This is a genomic window from Streptomyces sp. JLBG701 (assembly GCF_058544905.1).
This window is the reverse complement of the sequence record NZ_CM178588.1, coordinates 1,520,342-1,537,644: the sequence shown is the minus strand read 5'-3', so window position 1 is coordinate 1,537,644 and position 17,303 is coordinate 1,520,342. Positions and strand designations below refer to the sequence as shown.

The following is a 17,303-nucleotide window of genomic DNA, read 5'->3' as shown; positions in this document are numbered from 1 at the left end:
CCATGCGTACACCCCGTAGGACCACCGCACCCGGCGCCGAGACGCCGCCCACGCCCCCCGTGCGCGGCCGCCGCGCGCACGCCGGACCGCCCGCCGACGAAGTCACGGAGGATCTCGACGGCTCGCCGGCGGACCACGCGCCCGCGCGCGCGGGACGCTGGCGGCTACGACCCCGAACCGTCCGAGCCAAGATCGTCTGCCTGCTGATGGTGCCGGTCGTCTCGCTGCTCGCCCTGTGGGCGTCCGCCACCGTCACCACCGCCCAGGACGTCTCCCGGCTGCGGCAGTTGCAGCGCGTGGACACCAAGGTGCGGGCCCCGGTCGCGGCCGCCGTCGCCGCACTCCAGGCCGAGCGCGAGGCGGCGGTGCGCTATGCGACCGCCCCGGCCGCCGGACGCGGCGACGACCTCAAGTCGCTCTCGGCGCGCACGGACCGGGCCGTCGGCGCGCTGCGACTCGGCGCCCGCAACACCGTCGCCGACAGCGAGGAACTGCCCGCGGGAGTGGCCCAGCGCCTCGAAGCGTTCGTCACCGGAGCCGAAGAACTGCGCTCACTGCGGACCGCTGTGCTCGACCGCCGCGTCGGCTGGGGCGAGACGTACGGGCAGTACACGAAGACCATCTCCACGGCCTTCGGCGTGGGTGGCGCGCTCACCGGCATCCAGGACGCGGAACTCGGCTCCGACGCGCGCGTGCTGCTGGAGTTCTCCCGCGCGGGCGAGGCACTGGCCCAGGAGGACACCGTCCTCGCCAGTGCCCACATCGCCGGTCGCCTCGACGGCCAACGGCTGAGGCTTTTCACCGGCGCCGTCGACACGCGCCGTACGCTCACCGAATCCGCCGTCGCGGACCTGCGCGGCCCCGAACGCGCCGCCTGGCGGAACCTCGCCGAGGGCAGCGCCTACGCCTCTGTGGGCGCGCTGGAGGACAAGGTCCTCGCCGCGACCCCGGGCGGGCGGGCGATCGGTGCGGCACCTGAATCGACCTGGGACAAGGCACACGCGCGCGTGCAGGGCGGAATGCGGACCATCGAGGAGGACGCGGGCAGCGAAGTCGCCGACCAGGCCGACCCGTTCACCCGTGGCCTGCTCACCCCGGCCGGCGCCGCGGTCCTGCTCGGCCTCGCCGCCGTCGCCGCCTCCCTCGTCATCTCCGTACGCATCGGGCGCGGCCTCGTCATCGAGCTGGTCAGCCTGCGCAACAGCGCCCTGGAGATCGCCCGCCGCAACCTCCCCGAGGCCATGCGGAAACTGCGCGCGGGCGAGGAGATCGACATCCGGGCCGAAGCGCCGACCGGGCCACCAGCGGAAGACGAGGCCGGACAGGTCGCCGAGGCCCTCGGCACCGTGCACCGCGCCGCCCTGCGGGCCGCCATGGAACGCGCCGAACTCGCCAGCGGCATCTCGGGGGTCTTCGTCAACCTCGCCCGTCGCAGCCAGGTCCTCGTCCACCGCCAACTCAGCCTGCTCGACAGCATGGAACGCCGCTCCGACGACCCGAACGAACTGAGCGACCTCTTCCGGCTCGACCACCTCACCACCCGCATGCGGCGCCACGCGGAGAGCCTGATCATCCTCTCCGGCGCGGCACCCGGCCGCGCGTGGCGCATGCCGGTCTCCCTGACGAACGTCGTCCGCGCGGCCGTCTCCGAAGTCGAGGACTACGCACGCGTGGAGGTACGACAACTCCCCGAGTCGTCCGTCATCGGCGGGGCCGTCGCGGACCTCACGCACCTGCTGGCCGAGATCGTCGAGAACGCCGCCCAGTTCTCGCCTCCGCACACGCGCGTGCGCATCACCGGCGAACCCGTCGGCAACGGTTATGTCATCGAGGTCGAGGACCGGGGCCTCGGCATGGGCAAGGAGACCCTCGCCGAGGCCAACCGCCGCATCGAGCAGTCCGAGGCCCTCGACCTGTTCGACAGCGACCGGCTCGGCCTCTTCGTGGTGAGCAGGCTCGCGGCCCGGCACGGCATCAAGGTGCACCTGCGGACCTCGCCCTACGGCGGCACCACCGCGGTCGTCCTGCTGCCCACCGCGCTGCTGCACGGGGGCGCGGCGGAACGTTCCCCCAAAGCCGCCGCGAGCGCGGACCGGCCCCTGGAACGCGAGTACGCGCCCGTACCCGCCCCGGCCCGGCACCAGGAATCCGTCCAGGCATCGGCGTCGGCGGACCGCCCCGCACTGGTCGCCCCCGCCCCCGCACCCCCACCCGCCGCGGCGGAGCCCGCGACCGAAACCCCGCCCCCCGGAGTCACCACCTTGCGGCTGCACCGCCCCCCGGACGACTCCGCGGACGCGGAACCCGAGGCAACCGAGGGAAGCGACGACCTCCCACGCCGCGTACGGCAGGCGAATCTCGCCCCCCAACTGCGCGAGCGGCGCGACGAGGATCCGGCCCCGACGACCGACCCGCGGACCGACGAACAACGCACTCCCGAACTCGTACGGGACCGCATGGCCGCCTACCGCGAGGGCTGGACGCGTGGCGGCGGCAGACAGCCCGGCCGCGGTGCCACCCCCGACCCCGCAGCGGGCAGCGACAGCAGCGAAGGAGACCCCGCATGATCCAGGACCCGGGCATGAGGGCCGCTCAGCGGTCAGGCGAACTGGACTGGCTGCTGGACGACTTGGTGCTGCGCGTGAGCGAAGTGCGGCACGCCGTGGTGCTGTCCAACGACGGGCTCGCCGTAGGCGCGTCGACCGACCTCAGGCGCGAGGACGCGGAACACCTCGCCGCCGTAGCCTCAGGATTCCACAGCCTGGCCAAGGGCGCGGGCCGCCACTTCGGCGCCGGCGGCGTGCGACAGACCATGGTGGAGATGGACGACGGCTTCCTGTTCGTCGCTGCCGCGGGCGACGGCTCCTGCCTGGCGGTCCTCACCGCCGTGACCGCCGACATAGGCCTGGTGGCGTATGAGATGGCCCGGCTGGTCAAGCGTGTGGGCGAGCACCTCTACACGCCGACGCGTGTCGCCGCGCGGCCGCCCGCCGCCGGATGATCCCGAGAGGGCGGTCCGCGCAGATGACCGAGGACACGACGGCCGGCCAGCGGGAGCTGGGCAGCCAGTGGTACGACAACGAGGCCGGGCCCCTCGTCCGCCCGTACGCCATGACAGGCGGCCGCACCAAGTCCGGCCCCAGCGGGGTGCACTTCGACCTGATCGCTCTCGTCACCCTGGACGCGGGCGCGCCCGGCGTAGACGACGACACCGCGCTTGGGCCGGAACACCGGGCCCTCATCGACCTGTGCCGCACGGAGACGCAGTCGGTCGCCGAACTCGGTGCCGGCGCCGATCTGCCCGTCGGTGTGGTCCGAGTGCTCCTCGGTGACCTGCTGGAGCTCGGCTGTGTCACCGTCAGCCGTCCCGTGCCGCCCGCGCAGCTACCTGACGAACGGATTCTGCGCGAGGTGATCGAGGGACTGCGAGCGCTGTAGATGAAGGGCCACAAACACTCAGAAGGACTCCGACGTGTGCGGTGCCGACTTGAACACCTTTTCGTGCACCGAATGGGCGAGAGCCGGTCACATCGGTCAAATAGCGGTCCAATCCCTCGAAGGGGAGCCGCGGTTGTCATGATGCTGACTTCATACGTCGACTGTTGCCGGTACTCCCGAGAGAAGTGATCGATGGTCTCCGAGCACTCCGACGCCACGGGTGGCGACGACATGACCGCCCTGGCGTTGAAGATACTGGTCGCCGGCGGATTCGGCGTGGGCAAGACCACCCTGGTGGGCGCGGTCAGTGAGATCAGGCCCCTGCGCACCGAGGAACTGCTCAGCGAGGCAGGTCAGTTGGTGGACGACACCGACGGCGTGGACCAGAAGGTCACCACGACCGTGGCCATGGACTTCGGGCGCATCACCATCAGGTCCGGCCTGTCTCTCTATCTCTTCGGCACGCCCGGCCAGGACCGCTTCTGGTTCCTGTGGGACGAACTGTCGCAGGGAGCCCTCGGCGCCGTGGTCCTCGCGGACACCCGGCGGCTGGAGGACTGCTTCCCCGCCGTGGACTACTTCGAGCACCGCCACATCCCGTTCGTGGTGGCCGTCAACTGCTTCTCGGGCGCCCGGACATACGGCGCCCACGAGGTCTCGCGCGCCCTCGACCTCGACCGGGGAACGCCCGTGGTGCTCTGTGACGCCCGTGACCGCGACTCGGGGAAGGAGGTGCTGATCCGCCTCGTCGAGTACGCCGGGCGGATGCACACCGCCCGGCTGCTCGACTCCGTCGGCTGAACGGACGACCTCAGTGCGCCACGGCCTTCTGCGCCAGGACCTTCTCGATCGTCACCCGGACGAGGAGTTCACCGGGGACGCCGTTGCGGGCACCGAACTCCTCGGCACGCTCCTCACCCATGTACCGCGCCCCGATGCGGGTGGCCCAAAGCCGGAGTTCGTCGAGGTCCTCCGCGATGCTGGCGCGTCCCTGGAGCACCACGAAGTCGTACGGTGGCCGGTCGTCGTCCACGCAGAGGGCGACCCGCCCGTCGCGGGCCAGATTGCGCCCTTTCACGCTGTCCTTCGCGGTGTTGAACACCACGTCGTCCCCGTCGAGCAGGAACCAGATCGGTGTCACGTGCGGACTCCCGTCCGCCCGCACGGTCGACAGCTTCGCGGTTCTCGTGCCGGACGAGACGAACGCTCGCCACTCGTCCTCGGTCATCTTCTGTGCCATGCCCCCATCCTCCTTGCCCGGGGGCCGGTGGTGGGGAAGGCTGGCGAGAGATCCTCCGGCAAGGGGGTGACGGCACACGGGGAGGCCGAAACATGGCGGAGAACCAGGGACTTGGCTGGCTGCTGGACGATCTGACCGAGCGCGTGGAACACGTACGGCACGCGTTGGTCCTGTCGAACGACGGCCTGGTGGCGGGAGCGAGTACGGGCCTTCGACGCGAGGACGCCGAGCACCTCGCCGCCGTCTCCTCCGGATTGCACAGCCTGGCCAAGGGCTCGGGACGCCACTTCGGGGCGGGCAGAGTGCGCCAGACCATGGTCGAGTTCGACGACGCGGTCCTCTTCGTCACGGCCGCGGGCACCGGCAGCTGTCTGTGCGTGCTCAGCGCCGCGGAGGCCGACATCGGCCAGATCGCCTACGAGATGACACTGCTCGTCAATCGCGTCGGCGAGCACCTCGCCGTGGACGCCCGACAGCCCGAGCGAGCCCCCTCAGCAGAGCTCTGACCTGCGAGTTCGTCATCCCCCGTGGAGTTATCCACAGGCCCTCACCAAGATTCGCCGAACCGGCTACGGTTTTTTCACGGCGAGCGCACACGGCGCGAGCCGCTGACTCCACGGGGGAGATCGACCATGTCCGGCGACACCATCACCAAACCGCACCACCCTTCCCACGCGCCGAGCCGAGCCGCCCGGGAACTGGGCCTCAAACGAAGCGAGTTCGACCTCGCCGTGCACCTCGGACGCATCCGGACGGTGCCGGACGAAGGAGGCGGAGGCCGGCGCGTCGCCCAGGACGAGATCGAGCGGCTGCGCTCGGAGAAGGGCTTCCCGGAAACGCTCCTTGACAGCGTCCGGGCCGTGGGCACCACAGAGGGCGCTGCCCTCATGGAGATCCCGCCGTCCAGGTTCACGCGCCTCGCCCGACTGGGCGTCGTGGTCCCGGTCAGGTTCTACCTCAACCGCTACCGGGCCGTGGTCTGGCTGTATCTCGCCGACGAACTGCGGCAGTTCGCCGCCGGCGAGGACAACACCCCGCTCATGAGCGGACGGACGCCCGAGGGGCTGCGCGACCAACTGCAGGCGGGCCTCGATCTGCGGCCCCGCAACTGGCGGGGACGGCATCTGGGCTTCCTGCTGCGACAGGTCGACACGCCCTGGGAGCGCGCCGGTGCCCTGGCCGCGCTGCTCGACCTCGTCCAGATCGCGGAGCTCGTGAAGGACCCCTATGAGCGGGCCCATCTGAACCGGTTCCGGCCCGGGCCGCCCGCCCACGGCGCACCCGGTTCACCCGCGGCGCACCTCGCCGAGAGGATCATGACGGCGGACGACCCGGACGAGATCAGCTGGCTGCGGGCGGACCTGACACAGGCGCTGGAAGAGGCCCGCCGGTACCGCCCGGCACCACGACCGAAGGCGAGGGAGCCCGAACCCGTGACAGTTCCGGACGACGCCCCGCCCCTGACCGCGGAGCCCGGGCGATCACGAGGCCTGCTGGGCTGGTTGCGCCGCTCAGGGGCGTGACCTACAGCGCCCGGAACAGACCCTCCTGGACGACGGACACGAGGAGACGTCCCTCCAGGTCGTAGATGCGCCCGCGCGCCAGACCGCGGCCGCCCGTGGCGATCGGCGATTCCTGGTCGTACAGGAACCACTCGTCCGCGCGGAACGGCCGGTGGAACCACATGGCGTGGTCCAGCGACGCCATGTCGAAGTTCCGCGGTCCCCACAGAGGTTCGACGGGGATCCGGACGGCGTCCAGGAGGGTCATGTCGCTGGCGTAGGTCAGCGCGCAGGTGTGCACGAGCGGATCGTCACCCAGCGGACCGACCGCGCGCATCCACACGGCGCTGCGCGGCTCGGCGTCCTTGATCTCCTCGGCACTCCAGCGCAGCCCGTCCGCGTACCGGATGTCGAAGGGCTGACGGCGTGCCATCCGTTCCAACTGCTCCGGCAGCGCGCCCAGATGGACCCGGACCTCCTCCGACACCGTCGGCAGGGACTCGGGGTCCGGGACCTCGCGAGACGGCGGCAGCTGGTGCTCGAAGGGACCTTCCTCAGGCTTGTGAAAGGAGGCGGTGAGATTGAAGATCGTGCGGCCCTGCTGCACGGCGGTGACCCGGCGCGTGGTGAACGATCGCCCGTCCCGCACCCGCTCGACCTGGTACACGATCGGCACGCCCGGCCGGCCCGGGCGCAGGAAGTACGCGTGCAGTGAGTGCACGGGGCGGTCGCCGTCCGTGGTGCGCCCCGCCGCGACCAGTGCCTGGCCGGCCACCTGGCCGCCGAAGACCCGCTGCAGGGACTCGTCGGGGCTGCGGCCACGGAAGATGTTGACCTCGATCTGCTCCAGGTCGAGCAGGTCGACGAGCCTCTCGGCCGGATTCGTCATGGGTGCGATTCTCCTGTGCTCACAGCTGGCCTACGTCGGTGACGCGGACGATGGCACGGCCCTCCGCGTCGGAGGCCGCGAGGTCGATCTCCGCGCTGATGCCCCAGTCATGGTCGCCGTTCGGGTCGGCGAAGGCCTGACGGACGCGCCACAGGCCGTTCTCCGGCTCCTCCTCGATCATGAGCAGCTTGGGGCCGCGGGCGTCCGGGCCGGTGCCGAGGTCCTCGTACTCGTCCCAGTACTTGTCCATCGCCTCGCCCCAGGCGTCCGCGTCCCAGCCGGACTCGCCGTCCAGCTCGCCGAGTTCCTCGACGTGGTCGAGCGCGGCGAGCTCGACTCGACGGAACATGGCGTTGCGGACGAGGACCCGGAAGGCGCGCGCGTTCGAGGTGACCGGCTTGACCTGGTCGGCCTTCTCCTGGGCCTCCTCGGCGGTCATCACCTCCGGGTTGGCGAGCTGCTCCCACTCGTCCAGCAGGCTGGAGTCGACCTGGCGCACCATCTCGCCGAGCCAGGCGATGAGGTCTTCGAGGTCCTCCGACTTCAGGTCGTCGGGGACGGTGTGGTCGAGGGCCTTGTAGGCGCCGGCCAGGTAGCGCAGCACGATGCCCTCGGTACGGGCCAGCTCGTAGTGCGAGACCAACTCCGTGAAGGACATGGCCCGTTCGTACATGTCGCGGATGACGGACTTCGGCGACAGCGGATGGTCGCCGACCCAGGGGTGGCTCTTGCGGTAGGTGTTGTACGCGTGGAAGAGGAGCTCTTCCAGCGGCTTGGGGTACGAGACGTCCTGGAGGCGCTCCATGCGCTCCTCGTACTCGACGCCGTCTGCCTTCATCAGGGCCACGGCCTCACCGCGCGCCTTGTTCTGCTGGGCGGCGAGGATCTGCCGCGGGTCGTCCAGCGTGGACTCCACGACGGACACCATGTCCAGGGCGTAGGAGGGCGACTCCGGGTCCAGCAGCTCGAACGCGGCCAGGGCGAACGTGGACAGCGGCTGGTTCAGCGCGAAGTCCTGCTGGAGGTCGACCGTGAGGCGCACGATGCGGCCCTCGGCGTCCGGTGTGTCGAGCTTCTCGACGATGCCGCCGTCCAGCAGCGAGCGGTAGATGGCGATGGCCCGCCGGATGTGCCGCAGCTGCTGTTTGCGGGGCTCGTGGTTGTCCTCCAGGAGATGCCGCATCGCGTCGAAGGCGTTCCCCGGCCGCGCGATCACGGACAGCAGCATCGTGTGCGTCACCCGGAAGCGGGACGTCAGCGGCTCCGGCTCGGAGGCGATGAGCCTCTCGAAGGTGCTGTCCGTCCACCCGACGAAGCCCTCGGGCGCCTTCTTGCGGACCACCTTGCGGCGCTTCTTCGGGTCGTCGCCGGCCTTGGCGAGCGCCTTCTCGTTGTCGATGACGTGCTCCGGCGCCTGCGCGACGACGAAGCCCGCCGTGTCGAAGCCGGCCCGCCCGGCACGGCCCGCGATCTGGTGGAACTCCCGGGCGCGCAGGGTGCGGACGCGGTTGCCGTCGTACTTGGTGAGCGCCGTGAACAGCACGGTCCGGATGGGGACGTTGACGCCGACGCCGAGCGTGTCCGTGCCGCAGATGACCTTCAGCAGGCCGGCCTGCGCGAGCTTCTCCACCAGCCGCCGGTACTTGGGCAGCATGCCGGCGTGATGCACACCGATGCCGTGCCGCACGTAACGGGAGAGGTTCTGGCCGAACTTGGTGGTGAAGCGGAAGTTGCCGATCAGATCGGCGATCTGGTCCTTCTCCTCGCGCGAACACATGTTGATGCTCATCAGCGCCTGCGCCCGCTCCACGGCCTGCGCCTGAGTGAAGTGCACGATGTAGACGGGCGCCTGCTTCGTCTCCAGCAGCTCGGTCAGCGTCTCCGTGAGCGGCGTCAGCTTGTACTCGTAGGAGAGGGGCACGGGTCGGGTCGCCGAGCGGACCACCGATGTCGGGCGGCCGGTGCGCCGGGTGAGGTCCTTCTCGAACATCGCGACGTCGCCGAGCGTGGCCGACATCAGGATGAACTGCGCCTGCGGCAGTTCGAGGATCGGGATCTGCCAGGCCCAGCCGCGGTCGGCCTCCGCGTAGAAGTGGAACTCGTCCATCACGACCTGGCCGACGTCGGCGTGCTTGCCGTCGCGCAGCGCGATGGACGCGAGGACCTCGGCGGTGCAGCAGATGACGGGGGCGTCGGCGTTGACCGAGGCGTCGCCGGTGAGCATGCCGACGTTCTCGGTGCCGAACATCTTGCACAGCTCGAAGAACTTCTCCGAGACGAGCGCCTTGATGGGCGCGGTGTAGAAGGTGACCTCGTCCCGGGCCAGAGCCGCGAAGTGCGCACCCGCCGCGATCATGCTCTTGCCGGAGCCCGTAGGCGTCGACACGATCACGTTCGCACCGGAGACCACCTCGATCAGCGCCTCCTCCTGATGGGGGTAGAGCGTGAGACCGCGCTCCTGCGCCCACGACTCGAAGGCTTCGTAGAGAGCGTCAGGATCTGCGGTCGGGGGCAACTGGTCGATGAGGGTCACGCACCCATCTTGCCTGCCGTCCTCGTCGATGGGGGAATCGGATGCTTCGCCAAAGATCACGAACGCTACGCTGTGTCGCCGACGAGGCGTCAGGGCACACGGGCAACTGGCCGACGGCATACGAGGAATGGGGCGGATAACGGTCATGATGGGACCAGCACACTCACTGTCGGGAGCGGCGGCCTGGCTCGGCGTCGGAGCCGCGGCCGCCGCGACGGGGCACACGATGCCCTGGCCGGTTCTCCTGGTCGGCGCCCTCATCTGCGCGGGCGCCGCGCTCGCCCCGGACCTCGACCACAAGGCGGCGACCATCTCGCGGGCCTTCGGACCGCTCTCCCGGGGCCTGTGCGAGATCGTCGACAAGCTCTCCTATGCCGTCTACAAGGCGACGAAGAAGCAGGGCGACCCGCGCCGCTCCGGCGGGCACCGCACACTCACCCACACCTGGCTGTGGGCGGTCATGATCGGGGCGGGCACCGCTGCCCTCGCGATCATGGGCGGCCGCTGGGCCGTGCTGGCGATCCTCTTCGTGCACATGGTGCTGGCCATCGAGGGCCTGCTGTGGCGGGCGGCCCGCGGTTCCAGCAGCGACATCCTGGTCTGGCTGCTGGCCGCGACCAGCGCGTGGATCCTCGCCGGGATCCTGGACCAGCCGGGCAACGGCGCGGACTGGCTGTTCACGCAGCCGGGCCAGGAGTACCTGTGGCTTGGGCTGCCGATCGTCCTCGGCGCCCTGGTGCACGACCTCGGGGACGCGCTCACGGTCTCCGGCTGCCCGGTCCTGTGGCCGATACCGCTGGGACGCAAGCGCTGGTACCCGATCGGCCCGCCGAAGGTCATGCGGTTCCGGGCGGGCAGCTGGGTCGAGCTCAAGGTGCTGATGCCGGTGTTCATGCTGCTCGGCGGGGTGGGCTGCGCGGCCGCGCTCAACTTCATCTGAGGGACGGGCTCAGCCCGGCAGCAGGCCCTCGCGGACGCTCACGCCCCGCCGGGGGCCGACCCCGCCCCGCCGCCGTACCGTCGCTCGAAGGCGGCGACGCGCCCCTCCGAGTCCACCGTCCGGGCCTTGCCGGTGTAGAAGGGGTGGCTCTCCGAGGAGATCTCCACGTCGACGACCGGGTACGTCTCGCCGTCGTCCCACTGGATGGTCTGTTCGCTGGTCGCGGTGGACCGGGTCAGGAAGGCGTATCCGGCGGCCCGGTCGCGGAAGACGACGGGGTGGTAGTCGGGCTGCTTGTCCTGCTGCATGGCTGCTCCTCGGGCGGCGCTCGCGGCGGTGGCGGGGATGACGGAGTTGGGAGGGTGAGGTCAGCCGGACAGGGAGTCCTCGTCGACGATGTGCATCGCCGCCTCCTCCGCGGAGGCGGCCGCACCGTCGATGCCCACGTCGGTGGCGATCAGCGCGCTCTCCTCGTCGGAATGCGCCCCTTCGTCGGGCGCCACCAGACGGCCGGAGCGGGCGGCGCCCACTTCGTTGTCCAGAACCTCGCCGTCGGTGCCCTGGCAGTCGCCGATGTCGTCCCCGTCCGGTACCGGCAGGTCGGGAAGCTCCTCGGCGAGGCGCTGGTCCAGGGTCTCGCCCCGGCTGCGCTCGGCGGCGGTCACACCGCTGTGCTCCACGGCCCATGGTCGTTCCGGCGGGGACCAGCCGCGGTCCAGTGGATCGCCGACACCGTCGGCGTCGAGGGTGTCCTCGGAGTCGAGCAGGCCCGCGTCGTCCTGAACCTCGGATCCGTCGGGCTGGTAGACGTCGTCTCCCCATCCGTCGGCGCTGTCCACGGGTACCTCCAGGTGGTGGGACGGTCCTGGCCCCACCGCGATCCGCGGCGGACACCCGGTCCACGGGACACCGGCCGCACTTCTCGCGAACCGCGTGGTTCCCGAGGACCGCTCCCCGATGCCGGTGCCGCTCTCCAGCCTTCCACCCCCCTTCGGGACCGCGCAACGGCACGGGGCACGGACGGGTGGGGACCCGTGCCACCACCGCTGTGGGGGTGGGCCACTCCGGCCAGGGACGGGGGCCCGGGCACGTGCCCGAACCCCCGGAGGTCACCCGTGCCACGACCTCCACAGCGCCGCGTAGGCACCGTCGGCCGTGACCAGCTCGTCATGACTGCCCAGCTCGCTGATGCGGCCGTTCTCGACGACGGCGATGACGTCGGCGTCGTGGGCGGTGTGCAGCCGGTGGGCGATCGCGACGACGGTGCGGCCGTCGAGGACCCGGGCCAGGGACCGCTCGAGGTGCCGGGCCGCGCGCGGGTCGAGCAGCGAGGTCGCCTCGTCCAGGACCAGCGTGTGCGGGTCGGCCAGCACCAGACGGGCGAGCGCGATCTGCTGGGCCTGGGCCGGGGTGAGCGCCAGCCCGCCGGAGCCGACCTCGGTGTCCAGGCCCTCGTCCAGAGCACGCGCCCACCCGTCCGCGTCGACCGCGCCCATGGCCGCCCACAGCTCGGCGTCGTCGGCGTCGGCCCGGGCGAGCAGCAGGTTGTCGCGCAGGGAGCCGACGAACACATGGTGCTCCTGGTTGACCAGGGCCACATGGGAGCGGACGGCCTCGGCGGGCATCCGGGACAGTTCGGCGCCGCCCAGGGTGATCAGGCCGGCCCGGGGCGCGTAGATACCGGCGAGCAGCCTGCCCAGCGTGGACTTGCCCGCACCCGAGGGGCCCACCAGGGCCAGCCTGGTGCCGGGCGCGACCTCCAGGGAGACCTCGCGCAGCACGTCCACGCCCTCGCGGTAGCCGAAGTGCACCCGGTCCGCGTGCACGTCCCGTCCGTCGGGCGCCAGCGAGTCGTCACCGGCCGCAGGCTCGATGTCCCGGACCCCGACCAGGCGGGCCAGCGACACCTGCGCGACCTGGAGCTCGTCGTACCAGCGCAGGATCAGCCCGACCGGGTCCACGAGCATCTGCGCGATGAGCGCGCCCGTCGTCAGCTGGCCGACATCGATCCAGCCGTGGAGGACGAAGACTCCGCCGACCATCAGGACCGAGCCGATCACCGTCACATGGGTGGCGCTGACGACCGGGAAGAGCACCGACCGCAGCCAGAGTGTGTAGCGCTCCCAGGCCGTCCACTCCTGGACCCGGCGCTCCGACAGCTCGATGCGCCGTCCGCCGAGGCGGTGGGCCTCGACGGTGCGTCCGGCATCCACGGTCTCGGCGAGGGCGGCGGCCACGGCGGCGTAACCGGCGGCCTCCGACCGGTAGGCGGCCGGAGCCCGCTTGAAGTACCAGCGGCAGCCGATCACCAGGACCGGCAGGGCGATCAGCACGGCGGCCGCGAGCGGCGGCGCCGTGATCACCAGCCCGCCGAGCAGCAGTGCCGCCCACACCACGCCGATCGCCAGCTGCGGCACGGCCTCGCGCATCGCGTTGGCGAGCCGGTCGATGTCCGTCGTGATCCGGGACAGCAGGTCGCCCGTCCCCGCGCGCTCCAGCACACCCGGGGGCAGACCGACCGAGCGCACGAGGAAGTCCTCGCGAAGGTCGGCCAGCATCCGCTCGCCGAGCATCGCGCCCCGCAGCCGCACCTCCCGCACGAACACGGCCTGGACGACCAGCGCGATTACGAACAGCGTGACGACGAGCCCCAGATGGAGCTCACGGGCGTTGTCCGACACCCGCTCCACGAGGCCGCCCAGAAGGTACGGGCCCGTCATCGAGGCGAGTACGGCGACCGTGTTGACCGTGACCAGCAGGGTGAAGGCACGGCGGTGCCGGCGGAACAGTTCGGCCACGTAGGCGCGTACGGTCTCGGGGGCGCCGACGGGCAGCGTGTTCGCCGTCGTCGGGGCCGCCGGGTCGTAGGCCGGTGGCGCCAGGCCGATCATGCCGTCTCCTCGATCTCTTCCAGTTCTTCCAGTTCGTCCAGCACGTCGCCGAGCGCGGCCCGTTCGCCGTCCCGTTCCTCGAACGCGCCCTTCATGGCGGCCTCTTCGTCGGTCTCGCGGGTGACCACGGCCCGGTACCGGGGGTCGGTGTGCACCAGCTCGCGGTGCACACCGACCGCCGCGACCTCGCCCTCGTGGACCAGCACGACCCGGTCCGCGTGGTCCAGCAGCAGCGGCGAGGAGGTGAAGACCACCGTCGTGCGTCCCGAGCGCAGATCGCGGATGCCGTCGGCGATCCGTGCCTCCGTGTGCGAGTCGACGGCGGAGGTCGGTTCGTCCAGGACGAGCACCTCCGGGTCGGTGATCAGCGACCGGGCCAGCGCGAGACGCTGGCGCTGGCCGCCCGACAGGGAGCGTCCGCGTTCGGTGATGCGGGCGTCCATCGGGTCCTCGGCGTCGACCGAGCCCTGGACGAGCGCCTCCAGGACGTCCCCGCACTGCGCGGCCGCCAGCGCCTCCTCGGCGCTGACGTCACCGGACGCGGGCACGTCAAGGAGTTCGCGCAGCGAACCCGACAGCAGCACCGGGTCCTTGTCCTGGACGAGGACGGCCGTGCGCGCGGAGTCCAGCGGTAGCTCGTCGAGCGGCACACCGTCCAGGAGCACCGAGAGGCCCTCCTCGGAGGGATGTCCGCCAAGCCGCTCGGCCAGCCGCCCCGCCGCGTCCGGGTCGCCGCACACCACGGCGGTGAACCGGCCGGCGGGCGCGAGCAGACCCGTCGCGGGGTCGTACAGATCCCCGGACGGCACGGCCGCAGCGCGAGCCCCCTCGGTGTCCGTCGGCCGCTCCAGAGCCAGCACGCGCGCCGCGCGTCTGGCGGACGGCCGGGAGAAGGAGTACGCCATGGCGATCTCCTCGAAGTGCCGCAGCGGATAGGTGAGGATCATGACCGCGCTGTAGACGGTGACCAGTTCGCCGACGGTGACCCCGCCCTCGCGGGCCAGGTGTACGCCGTGCCAGACGACCGCGATCAGCAGCAGACCCGGCAACAGCACCTGGATCGCGGCGATCAGGGACCACATGCGAGCACTGCGTACGGCGGCGTGGCGCACGTCCTGGGAGGCACGGCGGTAGCGGTCGAGGAACAGTTCCTCGCCGCCGATGCCGCGCAGCACCCGCAGGCCCGCGACGGTGTCCGAGGCCAGTTCGGTGGCCCGGCCCGCCTTCTCGCGCTGGAAGTCGGCGCGCCGCGTCGCCCGGGGCAGCAGCGGCAGCACCGCGAGCGCCAGCAACGGCACACCCACGGCGACGACGACGCCGAGCGCGGGCTGGTACACGACCAGGCCGACACACACGATGACGACGGTCAGCGCGGCCGCCAGGAACCGTGACAGGGCCTCCACGAACCAGCCGATCTTCTCGACGTCGCCCGTGGACACGGCCACGACCTCGCCGGCCGCGACCCGCCGGGTCAGCGCGGAGCCCAGCTGGGCGGCCTTGCGGGCCAGCAGCTGCTGCACCCGGGCGGCCGCGGTGATCCAGTTGGTGACGGCGGCCCGGTGAAGGAAGGTGTCGCCCACCGCGATGCCCGCGCCGCACAGCGCCATGAGCCCGCCGGTCAGGGCGAGCCGCGTGCCCGAGCGGTCGACGACGGCCTGGACGGCGAGGCCGACACAGAACGGCAGGGCGGAGACGGACACGAAGTGCAGCAGTCCCCAGGCCAGCGCCTTGAGCTGTCCGCCCAGCTGATTCCGCCCGAGCCACCACAGGAACCGGGGACCGGAGCGCGCGTCCGGCACACCCGGGTCGGGATACGGAAGGTCTTGAATCTGCATGACGCCCAGTGGCTCGTCTCAGGGAGGAAGGAAGGAACCGCGGAGTGCGGCAACAAACCGTGAAAGGTTCGCGTCACAGAGTGGTCGGGGGCAAACGGTTTTCCGTTGCAGCGCGCAGAACCGGACTGATGCGCAGTGGCGGTGCCCGAGGGGACTGAGAGGGCCTGAAGGCGTAGTCGAAGCTCCCTACGGGAGCCTCACGCATTCGCCGGACTCCGGGTACTCATTGCGGACGACGCCCAACTCCCCGTAGAACACCGGCCATGAAGAGACGGATCATCATGTCCATGCTCGCCGGAGCGACCCTCCTGGCGGGCACCCTCCTCGGGGCGAGCCCCGCCCAGTCCGCGTCCGCCGATGTCCCGGCCGAGTTCGGCAGTGATTGGCACGACCCGGTGACCGCCGCCCCGCCCGTCAGCAAGCCCGCCGGAAAGTCCTGCCAAGTCACCCTCGCCGAGGCGCAGTTCCGGGACTTCACGCCGTACACGGGCACGTACACGCCGCCGGACGGCTGCGGTGACCGCTGGAGCAAGGTGGTGCTGCGGCTCGACGGCAAGGTCAAGGGGCGGCAGTACGACCGGCTCGGCTATCTGCATGTCGGCGGGGTGGAGATCTTCCGTACGTCGACGCCGGAGCCCTCGCCCGACGGCATCGAGTGGTCCGTGGAGAAGGACGTCACGCGCTACAGCGACACGTTCCGCCGCGGCCAGGACGTCGAGATGCTCATCGGGAACGTCGTCGACGACACCTACACGGGCATCATCGACGTCAAGGTCACGCTGACGTTCTACGCGGGCAAGCCGGCCACGACACCCGACCGCGTGCTCACCCTCGACAACGGAACCGACGGGACGACCCTCACCACCCCGCGCAACAGCGAGCGCATCGTCGCCGAGGTGTACGCCACCGGATCGGGCGGCGGCTGCGAGGAGTTCTGGTATCTGGCGGTGCCCGACTCGGCCCCGTACTCCTGCCAGGCGGAGGGCGGCCCGTACCGCGAGGTCCAGGTCACCGTCGACGGCCAACTCGCCGGAATCGCCGCGCCGTTCCCGAACGTGTGGACCGGCGGCTGGTCCAACCCCTTCCTCTGGTACGTCATCCCGGGCCCGCGCGCCTTCGACGTCAAGCCGATCGAATACGACCTGACGCCCTTCGCCGGGATCCTCAACGACGGCCGCGCGCACAAGGTCGAGGTCTCCGTCGTCGGCGTGCCCGAGGGGCAGAGCGGCTGGAGCGCCCCCGTGAACGTGCTCGTCTGGCAGGACGCGAAGAGCGCGCACGTCACCGGGAAGCTGACGGTCCACAAGGCGGGGGAGCTCGCCAACTCGTCGACGTACACGCCGGGTTCGGAGCATCGCGTGGACACCGAGGGCGGACACCGGCTGACCGTCTCCGGATACGTCGACACCTCGCACGGCCGGGTGACGACCACCGTCAGCCGCTCGCTGGCCAACACCTCGGTCCACCGCTGGACCGACGGCGAGAACGTCGACGGGCTCGACGCCACCTGGACGGACGACGAGTCGGTCACCGTCGACGGACGCGGACCGGCCCGGACGACCCGCACCCACCGGACGTACACGATGGAGGGCACGACGACGCTCGGCGCGGACGACCGGCTGCGCACTGTGCTGACCCTCGGTGACCGTGCCGCTGTCGTCGCGTCGAGCGCCGGCCTGCGCCTCGCATGGTCGCGGCTCGACGACACCTACACCGGCGACGCCACCTGGACCGTGGGCGTGCCGCGCGACCAGCGGCACGCGGTCGGCACGACCAGTGAGCGTTACCGGCTCCACGGATCTGACGGCTGCTACGACCGCTCCCTGACCACGGTTCAGGGGGTGCTCACCGAGGACCGCGACGGCTGCTGAGGCGAGTTGTGTGCGATGCGTCACCAGGGGCGGGATTTACATGCCCGTGACACGGAAGTCTCCTACGGGATCAAGAACGGCTTCAGAGTGATCGCCACGGAAGCCGCTTTCCGTATCGCAGAAGTCACCGTTCGGGCCTCTGTGTACCAACGTCCCCCCTCAAG

The 17,303-nt window shown here is 71.1% G+C and carries 15 protein-coding genes; 8 read left to right on the top strand and 7 right to left on the bottom strand.

From position 1 onward, the window contains the following. Positions 1-2: 2 nt before the first annotated feature. The 4 genes from AC5DRG_RS07065 to AC5DRG_RS07050 all read left to right on the top strand — a co-directional run bounded on the left by AC5DRG_RS07065 (position 3) and on the right by AC5DRG_RS07050 (position 4,239). On the top strand, positions 3-2,567 hold the full coding sequence (locus AC5DRG_RS07065; RefSeq protein WP_491808893.1) for a sensor histidine kinase: 2,565 nt from the start codon (positions 3-5) through the stop codon (positions 2,565-2,567). Further along, positions 2,564-3,001, top strand: coding sequence for a roadblock/LC7 domain-containing protein (locus AC5DRG_RS07060; RefSeq protein WP_491808890.1), 438 nt, complete (start codon positions 2,564-2,566; stop codon positions 2,999-3,001). The genes AC5DRG_RS07065 and AC5DRG_RS07060 overlap by 4 nt, the downstream gene beginning before the upstream one ends. 23 nt (positions 3,002-3,024) lie before the next feature. Next, positions 3,025-3,438: a DUF742 domain-containing protein gene (locus AC5DRG_RS07055; RefSeq protein ID WP_491808889.1), complete on the top strand. Its 414-nt coding sequence runs from the start codon at positions 3,025-3,027 to the stop codon at positions 3,436-3,438. Positions 3,439-3,630: 192 nt separating this feature from the next. Then, complete coding sequence (locus AC5DRG_RS07050; protein WP_491808888.1) at positions 3,631-4,239, top strand: GTP-binding protein; 609 nt, start codon at positions 3,631-3,633, stop codon at positions 4,237-4,239. A 10-nt stretch (positions 4,240-4,249) separates the two neighbouring features. Here AC5DRG_RS07050 and AC5DRG_RS07045 read toward each other — a convergent pair whose 3' ends face one another. Then, complete coding sequence (locus AC5DRG_RS07045) at positions 4,250-4,678, bottom strand: PPOX class F420-dependent oxidoreductase (protein ID WP_491808886.1); 429 nt, start codon at positions 4,676-4,678, stop codon at positions 4,250-4,252. A 92-nt stretch (positions 4,679-4,770) separates the two neighbouring features. Between AC5DRG_RS07045 and AC5DRG_RS07040 the strand changes: the two genes are divergently transcribed. Then, positions 4,771-5,184: a roadblock/LC7 domain-containing protein gene (locus tag AC5DRG_RS07040; RefSeq protein ID WP_491808884.1), complete on the top strand. Its 414-nt coding sequence runs from the start codon at positions 4,771-4,773 to the stop codon at positions 5,182-5,184. 126 nt (positions 5,185-5,310) lie between these two features. Continuing rightward, a complete protein-coding gene (locus AC5DRG_RS07035; protein WP_491808882.1) occupies positions 5,311-6,201 on the top strand; it encodes a DUF6397 family protein in 891 nt (296 codons plus the stop codon). A gap of 1 nt (position 6,202) precedes the next feature. Here the strand turns inward: AC5DRG_RS07035 and AC5DRG_RS07030 are convergent, their stop codons facing one another. After that, positions 6,203-7,069: an acyl-CoA thioesterase gene (locus tag AC5DRG_RS07030; protein WP_491808881.1), complete on the bottom strand. Its 867-nt coding sequence runs from the start codon at positions 7,067-7,069 to the stop codon at positions 6,203-6,205. A gap of 19 nt (positions 7,070-7,088) precedes the next feature. Next, the gene (locus AC5DRG_RS07025) at positions 7,089-9,602 is read right to left on the bottom strand and encodes a DEAD/DEAH box helicase (protein ID WP_491808879.1); all 2,514 of its coding nucleotides are present in this window, start codon (positions 9,600-9,602) and stop codon (positions 7,089-7,091) included. A gap of 145 nt (positions 9,603-9,747) precedes the next feature. Between AC5DRG_RS07025 and AC5DRG_RS07020 the strand changes: the two genes are divergently transcribed. Beyond that, the gene (locus AC5DRG_RS07020) at positions 9,748-10,542 is read left to right on the top strand and encodes a metal-dependent hydrolase (protein WP_491808878.1); all 795 of its coding nucleotides are present in this window, start codon (positions 9,748-9,750) and stop codon (positions 10,540-10,542) included. 38 nt (positions 10,543-10,580) lie between these two features. Here the strand turns inward: AC5DRG_RS07020 and AC5DRG_RS07015 are convergent, their stop codons facing one another. From AC5DRG_RS07015 to AC5DRG_RS07000, 4 genes are all read right to left on the bottom strand, one after another. Beyond that, positions 10,581-10,850, bottom strand: a complete 270-nt coding sequence (locus AC5DRG_RS07015) for a type B 50S ribosomal protein L31 (RefSeq protein ID WP_491808877.1) — start codon at positions 10,848-10,850, stop codon at positions 10,581-10,583. A gap of 60 nt (positions 10,851-10,910) precedes the next feature. Beyond that, positions 10,911-11,381, bottom strand: a complete 471-nt coding sequence (locus tag AC5DRG_RS07010; RefSeq protein WP_491808876.1) for a DUF5709 domain-containing protein — start codon at positions 11,379-11,381, stop codon at positions 10,911-10,913. A 270-nt stretch (positions 11,382-11,651) separates the two neighbouring features. Further along, a complete protein-coding gene (locus AC5DRG_RS07005) occupies positions 11,652-13,433 on the bottom strand; it encodes an ABC transporter ATP-binding protein (protein WP_491808875.1) in 1,782 nt (593 codons plus the stop codon). Next, a complete protein-coding gene (locus tag AC5DRG_RS07000) occupies positions 13,430-15,268 on the bottom strand; it encodes an ABC transporter transmembrane domain-containing protein (RefSeq protein ID WP_491808874.1) in 1,839 nt (612 codons plus the stop codon). The genes AC5DRG_RS07005 and AC5DRG_RS07000 overlap by 4 nt, the downstream gene beginning before the upstream one ends. A 263-nt stretch (positions 15,269-15,531) precedes the next feature. On the opposite strand from AC5DRG_RS07000, the gene AC5DRG_RS06995 reads away from it, so the two are divergent. After that, complete coding sequence (locus AC5DRG_RS06995; protein WP_491808873.1) at positions 15,532-17,139, top strand: peptide-N4-asparagine amidase; 1,608 nt, start codon at positions 15,532-15,534, stop codon at positions 17,137-17,139. The last annotated feature ends 164 nt before the right edge of the window (positions 17,140-17,303 follow it).

Excerpts from the sequence above, each read along its gene's own strand:
- AC5DRG_RS07065 (WP_491808893.1), top strand. The coding sequence starts at position 3 with ATGCGTACACCCCGTAGGACCACCGCACCCGGCGCCGAGACGCCGCCC.
- AC5DRG_RS07060 (WP_491808890.1), top strand. The coding sequence starts at position 2,564 with ATGATCCAGGACCCGGGCATGAGGGCCGCTCAGCGGTCAGGCGAACTG.
- AC5DRG_RS07055 (WP_491808889.1), top strand. The coding sequence starts at position 3,025 with ATGACCGAGGACACGACGGCCGGCCAGCGGGAGCTGGGCAGCCAGTGG.
- AC5DRG_RS07050 (WP_491808888.1), top strand. The coding sequence starts at position 3,631 with ATGGTCTCCGAGCACTCCGACGCCACGGGTGGCGACGACATGACCGCC.
- AC5DRG_RS07045 (WP_491808886.1), bottom strand. The coding sequence starts at position 4,678 with ATGGCACAGAAGATGACCGAGGACGAGTGGCGAGCGTTCGTCTCGTCC.
- AC5DRG_RS07040 (WP_491808884.1), top strand. The coding sequence starts at position 4,771 with ATGGCGGAGAACCAGGGACTTGGCTGGCTGCTGGACGATCTGACCGAG.
- AC5DRG_RS07035 (WP_491808882.1), top strand. The coding sequence starts at position 5,311 with ATGTCCGGCGACACCATCACCAAACCGCACCACCCTTCCCACGCGCCG.
- AC5DRG_RS07030 (WP_491808881.1), bottom strand. The coding sequence starts at position 7,069 with ATGACGAATCCGGCCGAGAGGCTCGTCGACCTGCTCGACCTGGAGCAG.
- AC5DRG_RS07020 (WP_491808878.1), top strand. The coding sequence starts at position 9,748 with ATGATGGGACCAGCACACTCACTGTCGGGAGCGGCGGCCTGGCTCGGC.
- AC5DRG_RS07015 (WP_491808877.1), bottom strand. The coding sequence starts at position 10,850 with ATGCAGCAGGACAAGCAGCCCGACTACCACCCCGTCGTCTTCCGCGAC.
- AC5DRG_RS07005 (WP_491808875.1), bottom strand. The coding sequence starts at position 13,433 with ATGATCGGCCTGGCGCCACCGGCCTACGACCCGGCGGCCCCGACGACG.
- AC5DRG_RS07000 (WP_491808874.1), bottom strand. The coding sequence starts at position 15,268 with ATGCAGATTCAAGACCTTCCGTATCCCGACCCGGGTGTGCCGGACGCG.
- AC5DRG_RS06995 (WP_491808873.1), top strand. The coding sequence starts at position 15,532 with ATGAAGAGACGGATCATCATGTCCATGCTCGCCGGAGCGACCCTCCTG.